15 protein-coding genes are annotated in these 17,515 nt (G+C 27.2%); 9 read left to right on the forward strand and 6 right to left on the reverse strand.

The genetic code is table 11. The features are described 5' to 3' along the window. Positions 1 to 68 precede the first annotated feature (68 nt). Genes ACQPUW_RS03890 through ACQPUW_RS03900 form a run of 3 tightly spaced genes read left to right on the forward strand, consistent with a single transcriptional unit; the run spans position 69 to position 3,631 of the window. Positions 69 to 1,598, forward strand: a complete 1,530-nt coding sequence (locus ACQPUW_RS03890; RefSeq protein ID WP_430836187.1) for an ABC transporter ATP-binding protein — start codon at positions 69 to 71, stop codon at positions 1,596 to 1,598. Then, positions 1,588 to 2,679, forward strand: a complete 1,092-nt coding sequence (locus tag ACQPUW_RS03895) for an ABC transporter permease (protein ID WP_430836188.1) — start codon at positions 1,588 to 1,590, stop codon at positions 2,677 to 2,679. The genes ACQPUW_RS03890 and ACQPUW_RS03895 overlap by 11 nt, the downstream gene beginning before the upstream one ends. Position 2,680: 1 nt before the next feature. Next, entirely contained in the window at positions 2,681 to 3,631 is a 951-nt protein-coding gene (locus ACQPUW_RS03900; protein WP_430836189.1) for an ABC transporter permease, read from the forward strand. 298 nt (positions 3,632 to 3,929) lie between these two features. Here the strand turns inward: ACQPUW_RS03900 and ACQPUW_RS03905 are convergent, their stop codons facing one another. Further along, positions 3,930 to 4,520, reverse strand: coding sequence for a hypothetical protein (locus ACQPUW_RS03905; RefSeq protein WP_430836190.1), 591 nt, complete (start codon positions 4,518 to 4,520; stop codon positions 3,930 to 3,932). 143 nt (positions 4,521 to 4,663) lie between these two features. On the opposite strand from ACQPUW_RS03905, the gene ACQPUW_RS03910 reads away from it, so the two are divergent. The 3 genes from ACQPUW_RS03910 to pepT all read left to right on the forward strand — a co-directional run bounded on the left by ACQPUW_RS03910 (position 4,664) and on the right by pepT (position 8,683). Further along, positions 4,664 to 6,613: a GTP-binding protein gene (locus ACQPUW_RS03910; RefSeq protein ID WP_430836191.1), complete on the forward strand. Its 1,950-nt coding sequence runs from the start codon at positions 4,664 to 4,666 to the stop codon at positions 6,611 to 6,613. A gap of 38 nt (positions 6,614 to 6,651) precedes the next feature. Continuing rightward, a complete protein-coding gene (locus tag ACQPUW_RS03915) occupies positions 6,652 to 7,386 on the forward strand; it encodes a flavodoxin family protein (protein ID WP_430836192.1) in 735 nt (244 codons plus the stop codon). Positions 7,387 to 7,453: 67 nt separating this feature from the next. After that, positions 7,454 to 8,683: a peptidase T gene (gene pepT, locus ACQPUW_RS03920; RefSeq protein WP_430836193.1), complete on the forward strand. Its 1,230-nt coding sequence runs from the start codon at positions 7,454 to 7,456 to the stop codon at positions 8,681 to 8,683. Positions 8,684 to 8,845: 162 nt separating this feature from the next. Here the strand turns inward: pepT and ACQPUW_RS03925 are convergent, their stop codons facing one another. Together ACQPUW_RS03925 and ACQPUW_RS03930 are read right to left on the reverse strand one after the other, a co-directional pair. Then, positions 8,846 to 9,055: a hypothetical protein gene (locus ACQPUW_RS03925; RefSeq protein ID WP_430836194.1), complete on the reverse strand. Its 210-nt coding sequence runs from the start codon at positions 9,053 to 9,055 to the stop codon at positions 8,846 to 8,848. A gap of 199 nt (positions 9,056 to 9,254) precedes the next feature. Further along, on the reverse strand, positions 9,255 to 9,533 hold the full coding sequence (locus tag ACQPUW_RS03930) for a hypothetical protein (protein WP_430836195.1): 279 nt from the start codon (positions 9,531 to 9,533) through the stop codon (positions 9,255 to 9,257). Between the two features lie 214 nt (positions 9,534 to 9,747). On the opposite strand from ACQPUW_RS03930, the gene ACQPUW_RS03935 reads away from it, so the two are divergent. Then, the gene (locus ACQPUW_RS03935) at positions 9,748 to 11,736 is read left to right on the forward strand and encodes a 5'-nucleotidase C-terminal domain-containing protein (RefSeq protein ID WP_430836196.1); all 1,989 of its coding nucleotides are present in this window, start codon (positions 9,748 to 9,750) and stop codon (positions 11,734 to 11,736) included. A 126-nt stretch (positions 11,737 to 11,862) separates the two neighbouring features. Next, the gene (locus tag ACQPUW_RS03940) at positions 11,863 to 12,027 is read left to right on the forward strand and encodes a hypothetical protein (protein WP_430836197.1); all 165 of its coding nucleotides are present in this window, start codon (positions 11,863 to 11,865) and stop codon (positions 12,025 to 12,027) included. 74 nt (positions 12,028 to 12,101) lie between these two features. Here ACQPUW_RS03940 and ACQPUW_RS03945 read toward each other — a convergent pair whose 3' ends face one another. The 3 genes from ACQPUW_RS03945 to ACQPUW_RS03955 all read right to left on the reverse strand — a co-directional run bounded on the left by ACQPUW_RS03945 (position 12,102) and on the right by ACQPUW_RS03955 (position 16,469). Next, a complete protein-coding gene (locus tag ACQPUW_RS03945) occupies positions 12,102 to 13,301 on the reverse strand; it encodes a hypothetical protein (protein WP_430836198.1) in 1,200 nt (399 codons plus the stop codon). 243 nt (positions 13,302 to 13,544) lie between these two features. Then, a complete protein-coding gene (locus ACQPUW_RS03950; RefSeq protein ID WP_430836199.1) occupies positions 13,545 to 14,360 on the reverse strand; it encodes a hypothetical protein in 816 nt (271 codons plus the stop codon). 93 nt (positions 14,361 to 14,453) lie between these two features. Continuing rightward, complete coding sequence (locus tag ACQPUW_RS03955; RefSeq protein WP_430836200.1) at positions 14,454 to 16,469, reverse strand: hypothetical protein; 2,016 nt, start codon at positions 16,467 to 16,469, stop codon at positions 14,454 to 14,456. Positions 16,470 to 16,687: 218 nt separating this feature from the next. On the opposite strand from ACQPUW_RS03955, the gene ACQPUW_RS03960 reads away from it, so the two are divergent. Continuing rightward, positions 16,688 to 17,491 carry a RelA/SpoT domain-containing protein gene (locus ACQPUW_RS03960; protein WP_430836201.1) on the forward strand — a complete coding sequence of 268 codons (804 nt, stop codon included), beginning with the start codon at positions 16,688 to 16,690 and terminating at the stop codon, positions 17,489 to 17,491. Positions 17,492 to 17,515 lie beyond the last annotated feature (24 nt).

Genomic DNA, 17,515 nt, shown 5'->3' on the forward strand with positions numbered 1-17,515 from the left:
AACATAAAAAAGTTTGGGGCGGGAAATCGCCCCTTTTAACTATACACGATTTGTGGGGGAGGATATAAATGGAATATGCAGTAGAAATGCTTAATATTCGAAAAGAATTTCCAGGTATTGTTGCAAACGACAATGTAACTCTTCAATTAAGAAAAGGTGAAGTACATGCACTACTAGGAGAAAATGGTGCTGGTAAGTCAACACTTATGGGAATGCTTTTTGGGATGTACCAGCCTGATAGAGGAACTATTAAGATAAATGGAAAAGAAGTTAAGATTACAAATCCAAATAAAGCAAATGATTTAGGAATAGGTATGGTTCATCAACATTTTAAATTAGTTGAGAATTTTACAGTAACAGAAAATATAATTTTAGGTTGTGAGCCTAAGAAAGGGCTAGTTGTAGATATAAAAACTGCAGCTAAGAAAATAGAAGAACTTTCAAAAAGTTATGGATTAAATGTTGATCCATATGCAAAAATAGAGGATATTTCTGTTGGTATGCAACAAAGAGTTGAGATATTAAAGATGCTTTATAAAAAAGCAGATATATTAATATTAGATGAACCAACAGCAGTTTTAACACCTCAAGAAATAGAAGAGTTAATTAAGATAATAAAAGGATTAACTAAAGAAGGAAAATCAATTATCTTAATAACTCATAAACTTAAAGAAATTAAAGAAGTGTCCGATAGATGTACAGTAATAAGAAAAGGTAAATATATAGGTACAGTTGAAACTAAAGATACAACAGAAGCCCAAATGGCTAAAATGATGGTTGGAAGAGATGTTTCTTTTAAAGTAGAAAAGAAAGCGTCAAAGTTAAAGGATGAAGTATTAAGAATAGAGAATATTTCAGTTAAAAATAATAAAAAAGTATTAGGTCTTAAAGATTTTTCATTATCTATAAGAGGAGGAGAAATCCTTGGAGTTGCTGGAGTTGAAGGAAATGGACAAACAGAGTTAGTAGAAGCAATTACAGGACTTAGAAAAGTAGAAAGTGGAAGTGTTATATATAAAGAAGAAAATATAACAAACGAAAAGACTAGAAAAAGAATTGAAAAAGGAATAGCACATATACCAGAAGATAGACATAAGAGAGGACTTATATTAGATTATACTCTAGAAGAAAATATGATAATAGAAGTCTATAATAAAGAACCTTTCTCAAAAAAAGGAATACTTAATAAATCGGCTATAAGAAAATATGCAGAAAAAATATTAGGAGAGTTTGATGTAAGGTCTGGAGAAGGTGCAATATCAAAAGCGAGAACATTATCAGGAGGTAATCAACAAAAAGCTATTATTGGCCGTGAAGTGGAATTAAATCCTGATTTATTAATAGCAGTTCAACCAACTAGAGGTCTTGATGTTGGTTCAATTGAATATATTCATAAAAGATTAGTAGAACAAAGAGACAATGGAAAAGCAGTACTTCTTGTTTCATTAGAACTTGATGAAGTCTTAAATTTATCTGATAGAATTGCAGTTGTAAATGGTGGAGAACTTATCGGAATTGTAGATGCTAAAAAAACAGATGAAAATGAAATTGGATTAATGATGGCTGGAGTTAAAGGAGGTAAGAAAAATGAAAACTAATAGGGGGATAGTATCTATATTAGCAATCATTTTAGGTCTTTTAACAGGTGCATTACTTATGCTTGCAATAAACAGTAATCCTGTAGAAGGATTTACATATTTATTCCAAGGTGGACTTAAAAGTGTAGAGAGAATTGGTAATACTATAGCAACAGCTACACCTTTAATACTTACTGGTTTATCTGTAGCATTTGCTTTTAGAACAGGGCTTTTTAATATTGGAGCAGCTGGACAAATGTTATTTGGTGGATTTTGTGCTACAGCTGTAGGCTTAACAGTTGATGTGCCAAGACCATTACTTTTAGCATTAATGGTAGTTGCCGGTATACTTGGAGGTGCAGCAGTTGCAACAATTCCAGGTATATTAAAAGCTAAATTTAATGTTCATGAAGTTGTATCAACAATTATGATGAACTGGACAGTATTTTGGTTTGTTTATTATGCTGTACCAAAATATTTTCAAGGACAGTATGCAACAGAATCAAGACCATTACCAGAGGCAGCTTTATTTAGATTAGAATGGCTTTCAAAGTTATTTAAGGGTTCATATATAAATTTAGGGATAATTTTAGCTATATTGGCGATTATTATAATTGGATTTATATTAAATAAAACAACTTTAGGATATGAGCTTAAAGCTGTTGGATTTAATAGACATGGTGCAGAATATGCAGGAATACCAGTAAATAAGAACATAGTTCTTTCAATGATGATATCAGGTGGACTAGCAGGTCTTGCAGGTGCTATTGAATATGCTGGAAATACAAGCATAATTCAAATAGGAGTACTTCCAACTCAAGGATTTGATGGAATAGCAGTTTCACTACTTGGTGCAAATTCTCCAATTGGAGTTTTATTTGCTGCACTTTTCTTTGGACTATTATATACAGGAAGTGGATTTATGAGTGCTATGACAGAAATTCCACCAGAGATAGCAAATACTATTATGGCAACAATAATTTACTTTGCAGCAACTAGTATTATAATAGAAAGATTAATTAACAAAATGAAACTTAAGAAAAAGCAAAAAGAACTCATACTTCCAGTAGATGATAGAGTTAATGAAAGGAAGGTGAAGTAATATGCTAGATACATTACAAGACGTATTTCCATACGCAATTGCATTTACAATACCACTTTTAATAACAGCACTTGGAGCGCTTTATAGTGAAAGAAGTGGTGTAACAAATATAGGACTTGATGGTCTTATGATAGTTGGATCATTTATCGGAGCTTTTACAATAGTAACACTTCAAGATAAACTATCAGGTAATCTACCTATATGGATTGGACTTTTAGTTGCAACAATAGCTGGTGTATTATTTTCACTATTACATGCCTTTGCAAGTATTCACTTAAATGCAGATCAGATAATAAGTGGTACTGCCATAAATATGATAGCAGGTGCTCTTACTGTATTCTTAGCTAGAAATATTACAGGTAGTGGAAATATAAGAATAAGGCAAGGTTTTATACCGCAAGATATACCAGTATTAAGTGAAATACCACTAATAGGACCTCTATTATTTACAAATACTTATGCATCAACATGGCTTGTAATAGGAATTCTTATAATAGCTACATTTATACTTTATAAAACTCCATTTGGAATGAGACTTAGAGCTTGTGGGGAGCATCCACAGGCAGCAGATGCAGCTGGAATAAATGTATATAAGATGAGATATATAGGGGTTATGGTATCTGGAGGATTCTCAGCACTTGGAGGTGCAATAATAATTGCAACTTATGCTGGAGAATTTAATGGAAATGTTGGAGGACTTGGGTTCTTAGCACTTGCAGCATTAATATTTGGACAGTGGAAACCTCTTGGAATACTAGGGGCTACATTCTTCTTTGGATTTGCAAGTACTATAGCTAATGTTTCACAAGTTATACCAGAACTTGCTACATTCCCACCATTTGTATTAAAGGCTTTCCCTTATGTAATGACATTAATTGCATTAATAATATTCTCAAAGAGTTCAAGAGCTCCTAAGGCTGTTGGTGAACCTTTTGATAAGGGAAAAAGATAATAAATTTATAAAAAGCGTCATAGAGAATTTCTCTATGACGCTTTTTCAATCATTATAAACACTACTTATTAATTAATATATTTTTATACTAATTCTTTTATTATTACTAATATTTGAATCTTTTATGATATTAATAATAAATATTTTAGGCTTTTTATAGATAATATTATATCAGAGAATTCTTTTTACTGCAAAGGTCACAGTAAAAGGAATTCCCTGATATATAATTTTAAATATGTACTTGTTATAGCATTATATATTAGAAATTTCATAATGTGGTTAATCTTAAATTCTATTTTTAAAACTCAAGTTTTACTATATGACCATTATCTTTTAAATAACAAATATATTCTCCATCCCAACTAAATTCTATGGTTCCATCACATTTTAAGGCTAAAAGATTATCCTTTAAACCTTCAAAAGGCTTAGAAAAAATTAAATATTTAGGTTCCATAATATAACCTATAGGTTCATCTGTAAAAAGATATTGTTTTTCTATAATAAATTTATTTGTTCCCATGGGAGAGGATATAAACTCTTTTTTTGAATCAGAGCTTAAAAACCCTATAAAAAGAGTTGCCATTATTAATGCACCAGAAATTATAGTAGAAAATATTCTAAGGTTTAAACTTTTAATGTTTTTAAATCTTAAAATAGAATAAAGTAATATCATAAAATTAATTAATGTAGATGGGTATAAAGAAGAAAGACTATATTCAGTAAAATATGCAATTAAGATAAGAATTAAATTAAATAAAAATAGTGTCAGAAATAATAAATCAAGCTTTATGAAATTTCCATTTTTATTTTGAATAATTTTAAGTATAAAATAAATAAATGGTATACTTAAGATTATTATAAAAATTCCAATAGATGATATATAAATCATTGTTGTCCCCCTTTTTATTGCAAAACAGTAAGTAATATTTTAATGTTATGCAATAAAATTATATCAATTAGGCATATTTGTGTAAATAAAATAATGAATTCTATAAAATACAATATGTATAAATAGATTTAAGGAGTAATAAAATGAAGAAAACAATAGGAATATTTGCTCATGTAGATGGAGGGAAAACTACATTCTCTGAGCAATTACTTTATCATACAAATAGTATTAGAAATAGAGGAAGAGTAGATCATAAAGATTCATATTTAGATAGTCATAAGATTGAAAAGGAACGTGGTATAACAGTATTTTCAGATATTGCAAAATTAAATTATAAGGATTCAACATATTATTTAGTAGATACTCCAGGACATATAGACTTCTCACCAGAGATGGAAAGAGCTATAGGGATATTAGATTATGCAATACTTATAATTAGTGCAGTAGAAGGTATACAAGGACATACGGAAACTATATGGAGTATGCTTAGAAAAAATAATGTTCCAACATTTATATTTATAAATAAAGTTGATAGAACTGGTGCAGATATTAATAAAGTTTTAAATGAAGCAAAAGTTAACCTAAGTAAAAACATATTTTATATAGATTTCAATATGAGGGAAGGGATAGATGAAAGAGATAAAGAATTTATAGCTGAGAGAGATGATGAATTACTTAATCTTTATTTAGAAGAAGACGTTAGTAATGATTTATGGAAGGATAAATTAAAGGAGCTAATAAAAGATAATAAGATTTTCCCATGTTTTAAAGGATCTGCTCTTTTAGATGAAGGGATTTTAGAATTTTTAGATGGATTTGATTTGCTTACGAGTACAGATTATAAAAGTGATGGCAACTTTAAAGGCAGAGTATTTAAAGTTAAATATGATGATAAAGGCAATAGAGTGACTTTTATAAAAGCATTAAGTGGAAGTCTTAAGGCTAAGGATGAGATAACTTTTAACTTAAATAATAAGGAAGTAAGTGAAAAGGTAAATGGAATAAGAATATATAATGGAAGTAAGTTTAGCGTAGTAGATGAAGTTTTAGCTGGAGATCTTTTTGGCGTAATTGGAGTAGAGAATCTTAAATCAGGAATGGCGATTGGATTAGATAATGATTTTACTTATGAAATGGTTCCTACATTAAAAGCAAGGGTTATATATGATGAAAAACTTAATCATAATGACATATTAAAAATATTTAAGATTCTTGAAAGCGAAGATGATAGTTTAAATGTAGTTTGGGATGAAGCTTTAAAAGAAATGCATGTAAGTATAATGGGTAAGATACAGCTTGAAGTCTTAAAAGAGGTTTTATTTGATAGATTTAATTTAAAAATAGATTTTGGAAGTCCAGAAATTTTATATAAAGAAACTATTATAGGAGACACTTTAGGATGTGGTCATTTTGAACCATTAGGACATTATTCAGAGGTTCATTTTAAGATAGAAGAAGGAGAAAGAGGTAGTGGAATAACTTTTGAGAATAAGTGCCATACTGATGATTTAACTATAGGTAATCAAAACCTTATAAAAAGTCATATATTTGAAAGAGAGAATAGAGGAATACTTACAGGTAGTCCAATTACTGATCTTAAGATAACATTGCTTACGGGAAGAGCGCACAATAAGCATACAAGTGGTGGCGACTTTAGAGAGTCAACTAAGAGAGCCTTAAGACAAGGACTAGAGCTTGCAAAATGCATACTACTTGAGCCATATTATAAATTTAAGATTGATGTAAGTATGGATCTCATAGGAAGAGTTTTATCAGATATACAAAAAATGAAGGGTGAATTTGAGGAGCCTATAAGCTATGAAAATAAGGTTATTATTAAAGGAAGAGGACCAGTCAAAACATTTATGAATTATCCTTTAGAATTTGTAAGTTTTACAAAAGGTAAGGGAACCCTTAGTTTATTATTTGATGGGTATGATGTTTGTCATAATGAAGAAGAAATAATAAAAGAAAAAAACTATGATAGAAATTCAGATATTGAGTATACTAGTACTTCAATTTTTTGTTCAAAAGGACAATCATATTTAGTAAAAGGTGAAGAGGCTAGGGAATATATGCATTGTTTAAAGTAATTGAAATTTAAAATAACGGGATAAGGAGATTTTAATATATGAGGTGTGTTATTATACATGGAAGTCCAAGAAGGGGGAATACTTGGAATGTATTAAATATGGTACTTGATGAGTTAAGGGATATTCCTAATATAGAATTTGATATTATTGAGCTTGGAAAAATTAAATTAGATACATGTATAGGTTGCTTTAATTGCATAATTAAAGGTGAAGATAGATGTCCACATAATAGTGATATGAAAATTTTAAGAGATAAAGTTGAAGATGCAGAAGTTATAATAATGACATCACCAGTATATTCTATGCAAGTATCCGGACTTTTAAAGAATTTTATAGATCATATGTCATTTAAATTTCATAGACCTGGATATTATAAAAAGAAAGGATTAGTTATAGCAACAACAGCTGGAGCAGGGCATAAAAATGCAACAAAATATATGAAAGAAGTCTTAGAATTTTGGGGAATAAATAAAGTTGATTCAATTGCAGTAGCTTATAGAAGTAAAGAGCTTACAGAGAAAAATATAGATTATATAAAAAATGAAGCAAGAAAGTTTAAAAGAGAATTAATTAAAGGTGATATACCAAAGAGTGGATTTAAGCAAATAATAATGTATAATGCATGGCGAGCTATGTCTAACAATGATAAATCAATGGAAGCTGATTATAATTATTATAAAAATAATAGGGGAGCCTATTATAGAGATGCAAATGTGAATAAAATTAAAATAATTATAGGAAATTTGGTATATAAAGTTATAAAAAGAGGATAAATATTACTTTATATACAGAGTTATTGTATAATATAGATATATTTTAATTTCGAAAGGGGCTTATGTTATGAAAAAGGTTAACGAAAGATTTTTAGAGTATGTAAAGGTTGATACAAAATCAGATGAAACAACAAGAGTTACTCCAAGTACAAAAGGACAATTGGAACTTGGAAAAATTTTAGAAAAAGAGCTTAAAGAAATAGGGCTTGAAGATGTCCATGTTGATGAATTTGGATATGTTTACGGAACACTTAAAAGCAATTCAGATAAGAAAGATATTCCTACTATAGGATTTATATCTCATATGGATACAGCTCCTGATATGAGTGGTACAAATGTTAATCCTCAAATTGTAGAAAATTATGATGGAGGAGTAATAACTTTAAATGAAGAGCTTAATATAAAATTAGATCCAAAAGAATTACCAGAACTTAAAAACTACATAGGAAAAACTCTTATAACAACAGATGGAACTACACTTTTAGGGGCAGATGATAAGGCTGGTATTTCAGAAATAATAACTGCAATGGAATATTTAATAAATCATCCAGAAATAAAGCATGGAGATATAAAGATTGGATTTACTCCTGATGAAGAAATAGGAGAAGGGGCAGACCATTTTAATGTTAAAGAATTTAATGCAGATTTTGCATACACAGTAGATGGTGGTCCACTCGGAGAATTAGAATTTGAAAACTTTAATGCTGCAGGAGCTAAGGTTACTATAGTAGGTAGAAATGTACATCCAGGTAGTGCAAAAGGCAAGATGATTAATTCAGCATTAATTGCTCATGAATTCTTAAGCTTACTTCCATTAGATGAAGTACCAGAGAAAACAGAAAATTATGAAGGATTCTCATTCCTTTTAGGTATAGAAGGAAGTGTTGAAAAAACAGAGATGTCATTTATAATAAGAGATTTCTTTGAAAATGAATTTGAAAGAAGAAAAGAAGAGTTTAAAAAGGCAGCAGAAAAATTAAATGATATATACGGAAAAGATATTGTTAAAGTAGAAATAAAAGAACAATATAAAAATATGAAAGAAAAGATTGAACCAGTAATGCATATTATTGATGTTGCAAAGAAGGCTATGGAAATGGCAGACATTGTTCCAGAAATAAGACCTATAAGAGGTGGAACTGATGGAGCGAGACTATCATTTATGGGACTGCCAACACCAAATATGTTTACAGGTGGAGAAAATTTCCATGGAAGATATGAATATATTGCAATAGAATCAATGGAAAAAGCTGTTGAAACTATTATAAATATAGTTAAGCTATATGGCGAACAATAAACTGTATAATAATTATTAAATAAAAAAGCCTAAGAGTAAATCTTAGGCTTTTTTAAATATTTTCACTAAGTTTAGGAAGAAAAAACTTATAATCTCGTAAAATTATAAAATAACAAAAAGAAGTAGGATTTTTATCCTACTTCTTTTTGTTTGTTAGAATATTTATTTTTGCGTACCTGCAATTAATAAGCAAAATAAACCACTTACTATAGTTAAAAAACTAATGAAATGATGTGTATTTGTTATTGATGCTAGATTAAAAAATAAAGCTAAAATACCACATAGTATACAAATGGATCCTAATGTTGCAACTATTAATTTTCCAGAAATAATTGTAGTTTTATCCTTGTCTAACAAATTAAATTTAGGCATATAAAACATCTCCTTTAAATAAATAGTCGTATAAGTTTAGTATATAAAATTTAAAACTTATTATACTTATATTATAATATATAAAGGTATTTATGTAAATGTTTAACCTGTTTAAATTAAAAGAAATTAAGTATTATAAAGTGATAAAAAAGACAATCTAATTATATTAGATTGTCTTCTAAATAGTATGTTTTTAAAATTATTTATTAAGATTGTTTTCTATCCAAGATAAGGCTCTTTCATCTATAGAACCAGAATGATTTTTATTTATTTCTGAAACAAATAAAAGATCCGTTTCTTCCATTACTTCTTTTAAAGAATCATTTATCTCTTTTGCTGAGAATTCAGAATAAACAAGCCAACTTGAAGGCATAACTTGAGCCCATGATCCTAGTGATTTGATTTTTCTAGTTAAATTGCTATCTTCATCATGATGATGGTGATGGTTTAAGTGGTAAGTTATCATATATACTGACATAATTATGTTCTCCTTAAAGTAAATTAATTTAATATTATTATACAATTAATGCGAGAAAATATCAATTAATAATTAAAATCATAAATAATTATTGACTTTAATAAAATAATAGTTAAAAATACAGGCTTTTATGTAAAATAATGAAAAAAAGTGTTGAAAGTAAATTGTTTCTAATATTATAATAAAATGGATAAAGGGTGAAGGGGAGAAAAAAATGCACAAAATTAAAAAAATTAAAACTATGAGTCTAATAATAGCCTTATCTATTATTATAGGATTAATTAATCCAGGAATTATTATCCAGGCTAGAGAAAGGGAAATTGATAATAAAACCGACATAACTATTTTTCATACAAATGATACTCACGGAAGAGTAAAGGGTGATAAGAACATAATAGGAATTGATAAAATTTCAGCTATAAAGAATTCTGTTGAAGGATCATTATTAGTGGATGCAGGGGATACACTTCATGGTTTACCATTTGCAACAATGAATAAAGGTGCCGATATAGTAGAATTAATGAAGATTGCTGGATATGATTTAATGGCTCCAGGAAATCATGATTTTAATTATGGTTATGAGAGACTTTTAGAGCTAGCTAGAATAGCAAATAGTGGAGAAAATAAATTTGAAATTATTTCATCAAATGTATTAAAAAATAATAAACCAATCTTAAATCCAAATAGCATAAAAACAATAAATGGCGTAAAGGTAGGATTCTTTGGCTTAACAAGTGAAGAAACAGCATATAAAACAAACCCTAATAATGTAAAGGGAATAGAGTTTAAAAATACAATTGAGGCTGCAAAGGAACAAGTTAAAGAACTTGAAAAGTTAGGTGCAGATATAATAATTGCATTAGCACATGTTGGAACTGATGATTCAACAGAGATAACTACTGAGAAGATAGCAGAAAATGTTGAGGGTATTGATGTAATTGTTGATGGTCATAGTCATAGTAAATTTGAAAATGGATTTGAAGCTGACAATGATACTTTGATAGTAAGTACTGGAGAATATGAAGAAAATTTAGGAAAAGTAACAATTAGTTTTGATAAGAATAGTAAAGAAATTACTAAGAAAGAAGCTAATCTAATAAATTCCTCAGAAGTTTCAGATATAGTTCCAAATGCAAAGGTTACAGAAAAAATTAAAGAAATTGATAATGCTCAAAATGAAATATTATCACAGGTAATTGGTAAAACAGACGTAAAATTAGATGGAGAGCGTGAGAATGTAAGAACTAGAGAAACTAATCTAGGAAATTTATTAACTGATGCAATGATATCTAACACTGGTGCTGAAATTGCAATAACAAATGGTGGTGGAATTAGATCAAGTATAAATGTTGGTAATATCACTAAGGGTGATGTAATAGCTGTTCTTCCTTTTGGAAACTTTTTAGTTACTAAAAAACTTACAGGAGAGCAAATCAAGGATGTACTAGAGCATGGAGTGAAATCATATCCTGCTACAGCTGGACAATTTACTCATGTTTCAGGAATGAAATTTAAATTTGATCCAAATAAAGAAGAAGGCAATAGAGTTTACAGTATAACAATTAACGATAGACCAATTGATATGAATAAAAAATATGTAGTAGCAACAAATGATTTTATAGCAGCTGGAGGAGATGGATATCCTCATTTTGGAAGTATACCTACAGAAAATGAATTTTCAGCTTTAGATGAAGTGCTTGCAGATCATATAAAGAAACTTGGTACTATAAATACTGGAGTAGAAGGCAGAATAACTACAGGAAATAGTGAAGATGAAAAGCCAGAAGTTCCAGAAAAACCAGAAAATCCAGATGAAAAACCAGAAGTTCCAGCTATAAAGCCTGAAAAATTAAATGAGGTTCCAGTTATTAATGCAAAGGATATTACTATAAAGCTTAATGAAAGTTTTAATCCACTTGATGGGGTAACTGCAACTGATAAAGAGGATGGAAGTTTAACTAGTAAGATAAAGGTTAAAGAAAACACAGTTAACAATAAAAAAGTTGGAGAATATAAAGTTGTATATTCTGTAACTGACAGCAAGGGAGCAACTTCAACTAAAGAAATTAAAGTAACAGTTGCTGCTGACAAGGATATTCCTAGCACAGGAAGAGAAGATACTGCTTTATTCTTAATTATTGGAATTATGACTATAAGCTTAGGTGGTATTTTACTTATTAAAAGAAATAAAAAGGCTAATTAAATAAATTTATATAAATAAGCTCACAATTAGTGAGCTTATTTTACTTTATAAAATTAATGGTTAGTAGTAAGATAAAGTTAAATAATAGATGATAAAATTAATAAACTTAATGGAGATGAATAATTTATGGAAAAATGTTTGTATTGCAAAAAGGAGATCAAAGGAGAAGGTTATAAAAATAAAATAGGAACTTTCTGCTCAGAAGATCATTATGATAAATATTATAAATCACTTTCAAAAGAAGAAATAATAAAAATAATGAATAGTATGTGTGTATGTAGTGATGATTAGATTTAAATTATCATTAATTAAGCCTTATTGAGGTAAATTATCTCAATAAGGCTTAATTATTTTATGTTAAATAATTAGTAATTAAATAATTCATTTTTGAATATTTCTAAAGAATATTTAACATCTAAAGTTAAGTCACATTTTTTATATAATGATATGAAATCATTTAATTTTTTTTCTTTAGAAAAATCTTTTTCTACGTTAAATGATACCTCAGTCAAAGAAATATCTAAATTATTAAAAGTATTTTTTGAAAGAGGGGTAGTATATTCTAGGTCTATAGGCCCAGATATACTAAAAGGTATAGTTATTATACAAGTGCTATTATCACATCTAAGGGGAGCTGTATAGTTTAATGGAATAGAATAATCGATGGTTACTTCTAGATAACCATCAAAAAATAAAACTCCCTTATTTTTATCATAAATATCTAATAAGCTTAAATTAGATGTAACAATTAAATTGCTCTTAATATCAGAAATGGAATCTATATAAGCAAAGAAATCAATAGTCACTTTAAATAAATCTGAGATATTACATTTAATTATTGATGTTGGTAATGTAAATTTACAATTGCTATCTTCATGTATATTAAAATTATTATTATCTAGGTCAATAGTTTTATTAACTTTAGGGTTTCTTATCCAAGTAGCTTTACTGATATGGCTTATATCAGTGTCTACTTTCTTTATATAAAGTGAATTAAATTTTGCACTTCCTTTACTTATATTAAATTTTGGATTTTTAGATGGAGTTAAAATTATATTAGTATCTTTATTATAATAATTAGATTTTATATTTTCTGTGTCTTTTAAGTTAGTGTTAGTATTAGAAGCATCATTACTAATAGAATTATTTAAATGAATTGATGATTTAAAAGTAGAATTATCATCTGGAATAATATCAGTAGAAGTAATATAGTCTCTTATGTAATTTCTCTCTAGGGGTAATGGTTTATATAATATTTTATATGAGTCGACAAGAGCATCTATATCAATTTTATCATAGTGATCATAAGTAGATTTATTACAATTGGTATTTATTAAATTGCTTTTAAGTTCTTTAGATGGTTTAATAGTTTTACCATTTAAATGATTAATAGTATTAGTATTATAAGAATTAAGGTTATTATGTGATTTAGGTTTTGAGTTATTAAAATTATTTTGAAGTATATTATTATAAATTAAAATTAGTGCTACAAATGGAAGTGTATTAATTCTATTTTTATCTTTGTAAGCAATAATATAAAATATTAATAAATAAATTGGATTCATATGCAATCCTTTATATAATTGGTCTTCTATATAAAATATTAATAAAAATATAGAATTATTATAAAATTTAAGATATAAATAAGAAAGCACTAATATAAATGTGTTCAAATAATTAATATTATTAAATACAAGACTAAAGAAGTGCAACACTAAAATGTTATAAATCATTAGAGCATTGCACTAAATTTTAAAATATACTTATAGCTTATATTAAAATATTAAGCTATAAAGTTTAGTGAAGTTTTATTTATCGTGATGAACTTCTATTTTTTTAGTTTGAAGTTGGAAAATAGATATATTTAATTTTAATGTTAATTTTTCAACTACTGTGTCAAATAGATCAGGGTCAGTTGTCTTACAAGCTGTTTTACTTATAACAGCTTCAGAAATTTGATACTTGTCTAATTCACAAGTAAAAGGTTCTTGTAGTTCAACAGATTGATAATGAATTCTTTCACAATCTGATTCGCTCATGCTACCTTTATCGCAAGGTTTCATACAATCTTTTAGTATAGCAGTTTCTTTATTCTTAACATTCTCAGCAAGATCTGCATCTTCTAATTTTATAGGAACAGAGAAGTTGAATTTAACTTTTGCTGTTAAATCGTTATAGTCATTTCTCATAGCAAGACAATCTTCACAAGGATCAGCTGGATCTTGATCAGCAGATGGAGTTGCATATTCTACATTCTTTAGAATAAATCCTTCAACAAAAAGATGTGCATTACATTCATCATGGTCATAATAATCATGTTTATAATAATCGCGCTCTTTTTTCTCTGGTACTACGAAACATTGAGTTAATACAACTCTTCTAGAGATACGTTTTATGCTAAAAAATCCTTCAGGAATGAATATTGAATCAGTTATAGGTTGAGTTATTTTAGCTTCTGCTACTTTTCTAAGAACTTTTGCTTTTACATAATAATCACATTTTTTATCTTCATCTTTACGATAATCTTTTTTGCACTTTTCATCAGTATTTGCTGGGAAATTAGTAACATCTACATCTATATTATCTGAACATACAGGGAAACTTTTTTCACATTTGGAACTCATTTTATCACCTCATATATAATCTTTTGTCTTATACTAAACGTATAGTATATATTATTAAAAATAATACAAGAAGTGACAAAATAATCTAAAAGATTAATAATGAAATACTTCATTTTTAAAAACTTCTATATAATAATTTGCTATAATAGTCAATTCACAGCCTTTATATACAGATATACAATCTTCTAACAAAAGATCTTCGCAAAGGTCAGTTTTTATATTAAAAGATGATTTAACAAGTGATAAATCTAAATCGCTAAAAGCATTTTCCTCACTAGGGACAGTATACTGAAGTTCAATAGGGACCGAAATATTAAGTGGACTTCTAAGAACAAGATTACTGTGTTTACATATGAGTGGAACTTTAAGTTCTAAAGGTATAGAGTAATCTATATCAGTTTCTAAATAACCATCTAAAAATAATGTACCTGTATCTCTTTTAGTAACGTCTAGTAGCAGTAAATTAGATGTTATGACTAATTTATTTTTTATATCATTTATTGAGGCTATGTAATTACAGAAATTTATATCCCCTTTAAATGAATCAGAGATATCACATTTAATTAGTAATGTAGGCAACTTAAATGTACGATTAATATCTTCAGATATATTAAAAGTATCATAGTTTGCCTTAGTAGATAAATAGCAGCTATTAATATGAGTTGAATTATCAATATGTTTAATAGTACTAGTAATTTTATTAAGATTACTTTTGTTAGTAGTATTACATTGGCAATTTGATACAAAATCATCAGTGTTATGGTTAGTATTATTATCTTCAATATTTTCTGTATTAGATTCTTTATCCAGGCAATCCTTGGTATCAATAATATCTAAATTAGGAATATAATCTGAATTTAAATGATCAACACTAGGGTTAATATCATTATGATTATTTATATTCTTTTCTATGCTATCAGTAGTATCATTTCTAGTATTTAATGAATCAGATGATTTAAACGATTTATCATTAAAGTCAATTAAGGCACTTGTATTAATATCTTCAGATGTAGTAGTTAATTTGTTAGGTGATTTTAAAATTGACTTTTTATTATTAGATTCTTTATCCAGGCAATCCTTGGTATCAATAATATCTGAATTATGAATATAATCTGAATTTAAGTGATCAACACTAGGGTTAATATCATTATGATTATTTATATTCTTTTCTATGCTATCAGTAGTATCATTTTTAGTATTTAATGAATCGGATGATTTAAATGAGTTATCATTAAAGTCAATTAAATCACTTGTATTAATATCTTCAGATGCAGTAGCTAATTTATTAGAAGATTTCAAAGATGAACTTTCACTATTAATCTTTTTATTAACGTAAGCATCTGTATCAGTAATATCAGCATCACAAATACAATCTGAATTTAAATTATTAATGTTAAGATTATCATCCGTAGTATTATTTATATTTTCATCTACAATATCATTATTAGTATCTAATGAATCGAAGGATTTAAATAATTCATCACTATAATAAGCTAAATTATCTATGTTGATATCTGCGTATGGAGCAGTTGATTTGAAAAGAGACTTGTCATTACTGCTTTTTCTATTTTCATAGGATGTGGTATCAGTAATATTAGTACCGCAAATATTGTCTGAATTTAAATTGTTGATGTTATGTTTAATGTCTGTAGTATTATTTATAGTTTCATCTATAATATCATTACTAGTATTTGATAAATCGTATGACTTAAATAATGTATTATTATAGTCAATTAAATCATTTTTACTAATATCTTCAGGTGTGGTAGTTAATTTATTAGTTGATTTAAAAGTTGACTTTTTATGATTGATTTTTCTGTTTATATAAGCGTTAGTATTAATAGTATCGAAATCACAGCCATTATTATATGTGGTATTAGAATTATGATTGTTAATAGTATTATGTTTATTTTTATTATAAGCTTTACAATTTGTATCAGCAGTAGATGTATCATTTTTAACTTTAGATGAGCTAAAACGTGTACTGTTACAATTATTATTATTTTTATATAAAGATAATAGTAATAATAATAATATTGGATTAAATTTAACTGAATTTATAGGCTTATAATAACGGGGAGATATTAAAAAAAGATATATTAAACTCATTTTATTAAACCTCTTAAATAATTAATCTTATATATAAAATATTGCTATTAATTTTAAATTATTATTATAAATAGATAATTAAGAAAAAGAATTTAAATAAAGTATAGTTACATCAATAAAAAATTTAGAAATTGGTATTTATATGATTTGAGGATGAAGATTTTAATGAGTTTAGTGTTATAATAAAATAAAAACTTTGGTTTAGTAGGAGCATTAAGATGAAGAGTAAGTTTAATATTGAAGAATTTTTAATTAAATATCCATATTGTACAGAGGTTATTAATGATAATAATATTAAAGTTAAAGATTTAGAAGAAATATATAATGATTATATAAAATATAAAGATTCCTATGAGAATCAAGCAAACTTTATAGCAAATATATTACGTTCAAATGATAACGTACATTCTGTTAAGTCAAGAGTTAAAGCACCTGATAGATTGATAGAAAAAGTAATAAGGAAAACTGCTGATAGAAAAGAAAAATACGGAAAAGAGTTTAAGTTTACAGCTGATAATTATAAAAATGAAATAAATGATTTAATAGGAATAAGGGTTATACATATTTTTAAGGATCAATGGGAATTAATTCATGATTTTATTATTAAAACTTGGAAAGTAATAGAGATAACAGCAAATGTTAGAGATGGAGACAATACAAAAGTATTTGACGATTTGGATATAGAAGTTAGATCTAGACAATCAGGTTATAGGTCAGTACACTACTTAGTAGAATTTTATCCTACAAATAAAAAAGTAATTGCAGAGATACAAGTTAGAACAATCTTTGAAGAGGGGTATGGAGAAATTGACCATAGACTTAGATATTCTCATAATGAAATTCCAGAAATACTAAAGTCAAATTTACTTTTATTCAATAGAATTGTAGGTAGTGCTGATGAGATGGCATCATTAATAAATACGCTTAGCAAAGAATGGGATATTAAGGAAAAAGAATATAAGAATTTAATTAAGGATAAAAATGATGAAATAGAAAGATTAAAGAGAGAAATTCAGGGTTAGGTCTTAATGAATTTATTTACAAAA

The organism is Clostridium sardiniense (assembly GCF_050584765.1).
GTDB classification, from domain to species: Bacteria; Bacillota; Clostridia; order Clostridiales; family Clostridiaceae; genus Clostridium; species Clostridium sardiniense_A.

Excerpts from the sequence above, each read along its gene's own strand:
- ACQPUW_RS03935 (WP_430836196.1), top strand. The coding sequence starts at position 9,748 with ATGCACAAAATTAAAAAAATTAAAACTATGAGTCTAATAATAGCCTTA.
- pepT (WP_430836193.1), top strand. The coding sequence starts at position 7,454 with ATGAAAAAGGTTAACGAAAGATTTTTAGAGTATGTAAAGGTTGATACA.
- ACQPUW_RS03940 (WP_430836197.1), top strand. The coding sequence starts at position 11,863 with ATGGAAAAATGTTTGTATTGCAAAAAGGAGATCAAAGGAGAAGGTTAT.
- ACQPUW_RS03910 (WP_430836191.1), top strand. The coding sequence starts at position 4,664 with ATGAAGAAAACAATAGGAATATTTGCTCATGTAGATGGAGGGAAAACT.
- ACQPUW_RS03925 (WP_430836194.1), bottom strand. The coding sequence starts at position 9,055 with ATGCCTAAATTTAATTTGTTAGACAAGGATAAAACTACAATTATTTCT.
- ACQPUW_RS03950 (WP_430836199.1), bottom strand. The coding sequence starts at position 14,360 with ATGAGTTCCAAATGTGAAAAAAGTTTCCCTGTATGTTCAGATAATATA.
- ACQPUW_RS03895 (WP_430836188.1), top strand. The coding sequence starts at position 1,588 with ATGAAAACTAATAGGGGGATAGTATCTATATTAGCAATCATTTTAGGT.
- ACQPUW_RS03915 (WP_430836192.1), top strand. The coding sequence starts at position 6,652 with ATGAGGTGTGTTATTATACATGGAAGTCCAAGAAGGGGGAATACTTGG.
- ACQPUW_RS03890 (WP_430836187.1), top strand. The coding sequence starts at position 69 with ATGGAATATGCAGTAGAAATGCTTAATATTCGAAAAGAATTTCCAGGT.
- ACQPUW_RS03905 (WP_430836190.1), bottom strand. The coding sequence starts at position 4,520 with ATGATTTATATATCATCTATTGGAATTTTTATAATAATCTTAAGTATA.
- ACQPUW_RS03945 (WP_430836198.1), bottom strand. The coding sequence starts at position 13,301 with ATGAATCCAATTTATTTATTAATATTTTATATTATTGCTTACAAAGAT.
- ACQPUW_RS03930 (WP_430836195.1), bottom strand. The coding sequence starts at position 9,533 with ATGTCAGTATATATGATAACTTACCACTTAAACCATCACCATCATCAT.
- ACQPUW_RS03960 (WP_430836201.1), top strand. The coding sequence starts at position 16,688 with ATGAAGAGTAAGTTTAATATTGAAGAATTTTTAATTAAATATCCATAT.
- ACQPUW_RS03900 (WP_430836189.1), top strand. The coding sequence starts at position 2,681 with ATGCTAGATACATTACAAGACGTATTTCCATACGCAATTGCATTTACA.
- ACQPUW_RS03955 (WP_430836200.1), bottom strand. The coding sequence starts at position 16,469 with ATGAGTTTAATATATCTTTTTTTAATATCTCCCCGTTATTATAAGCCT.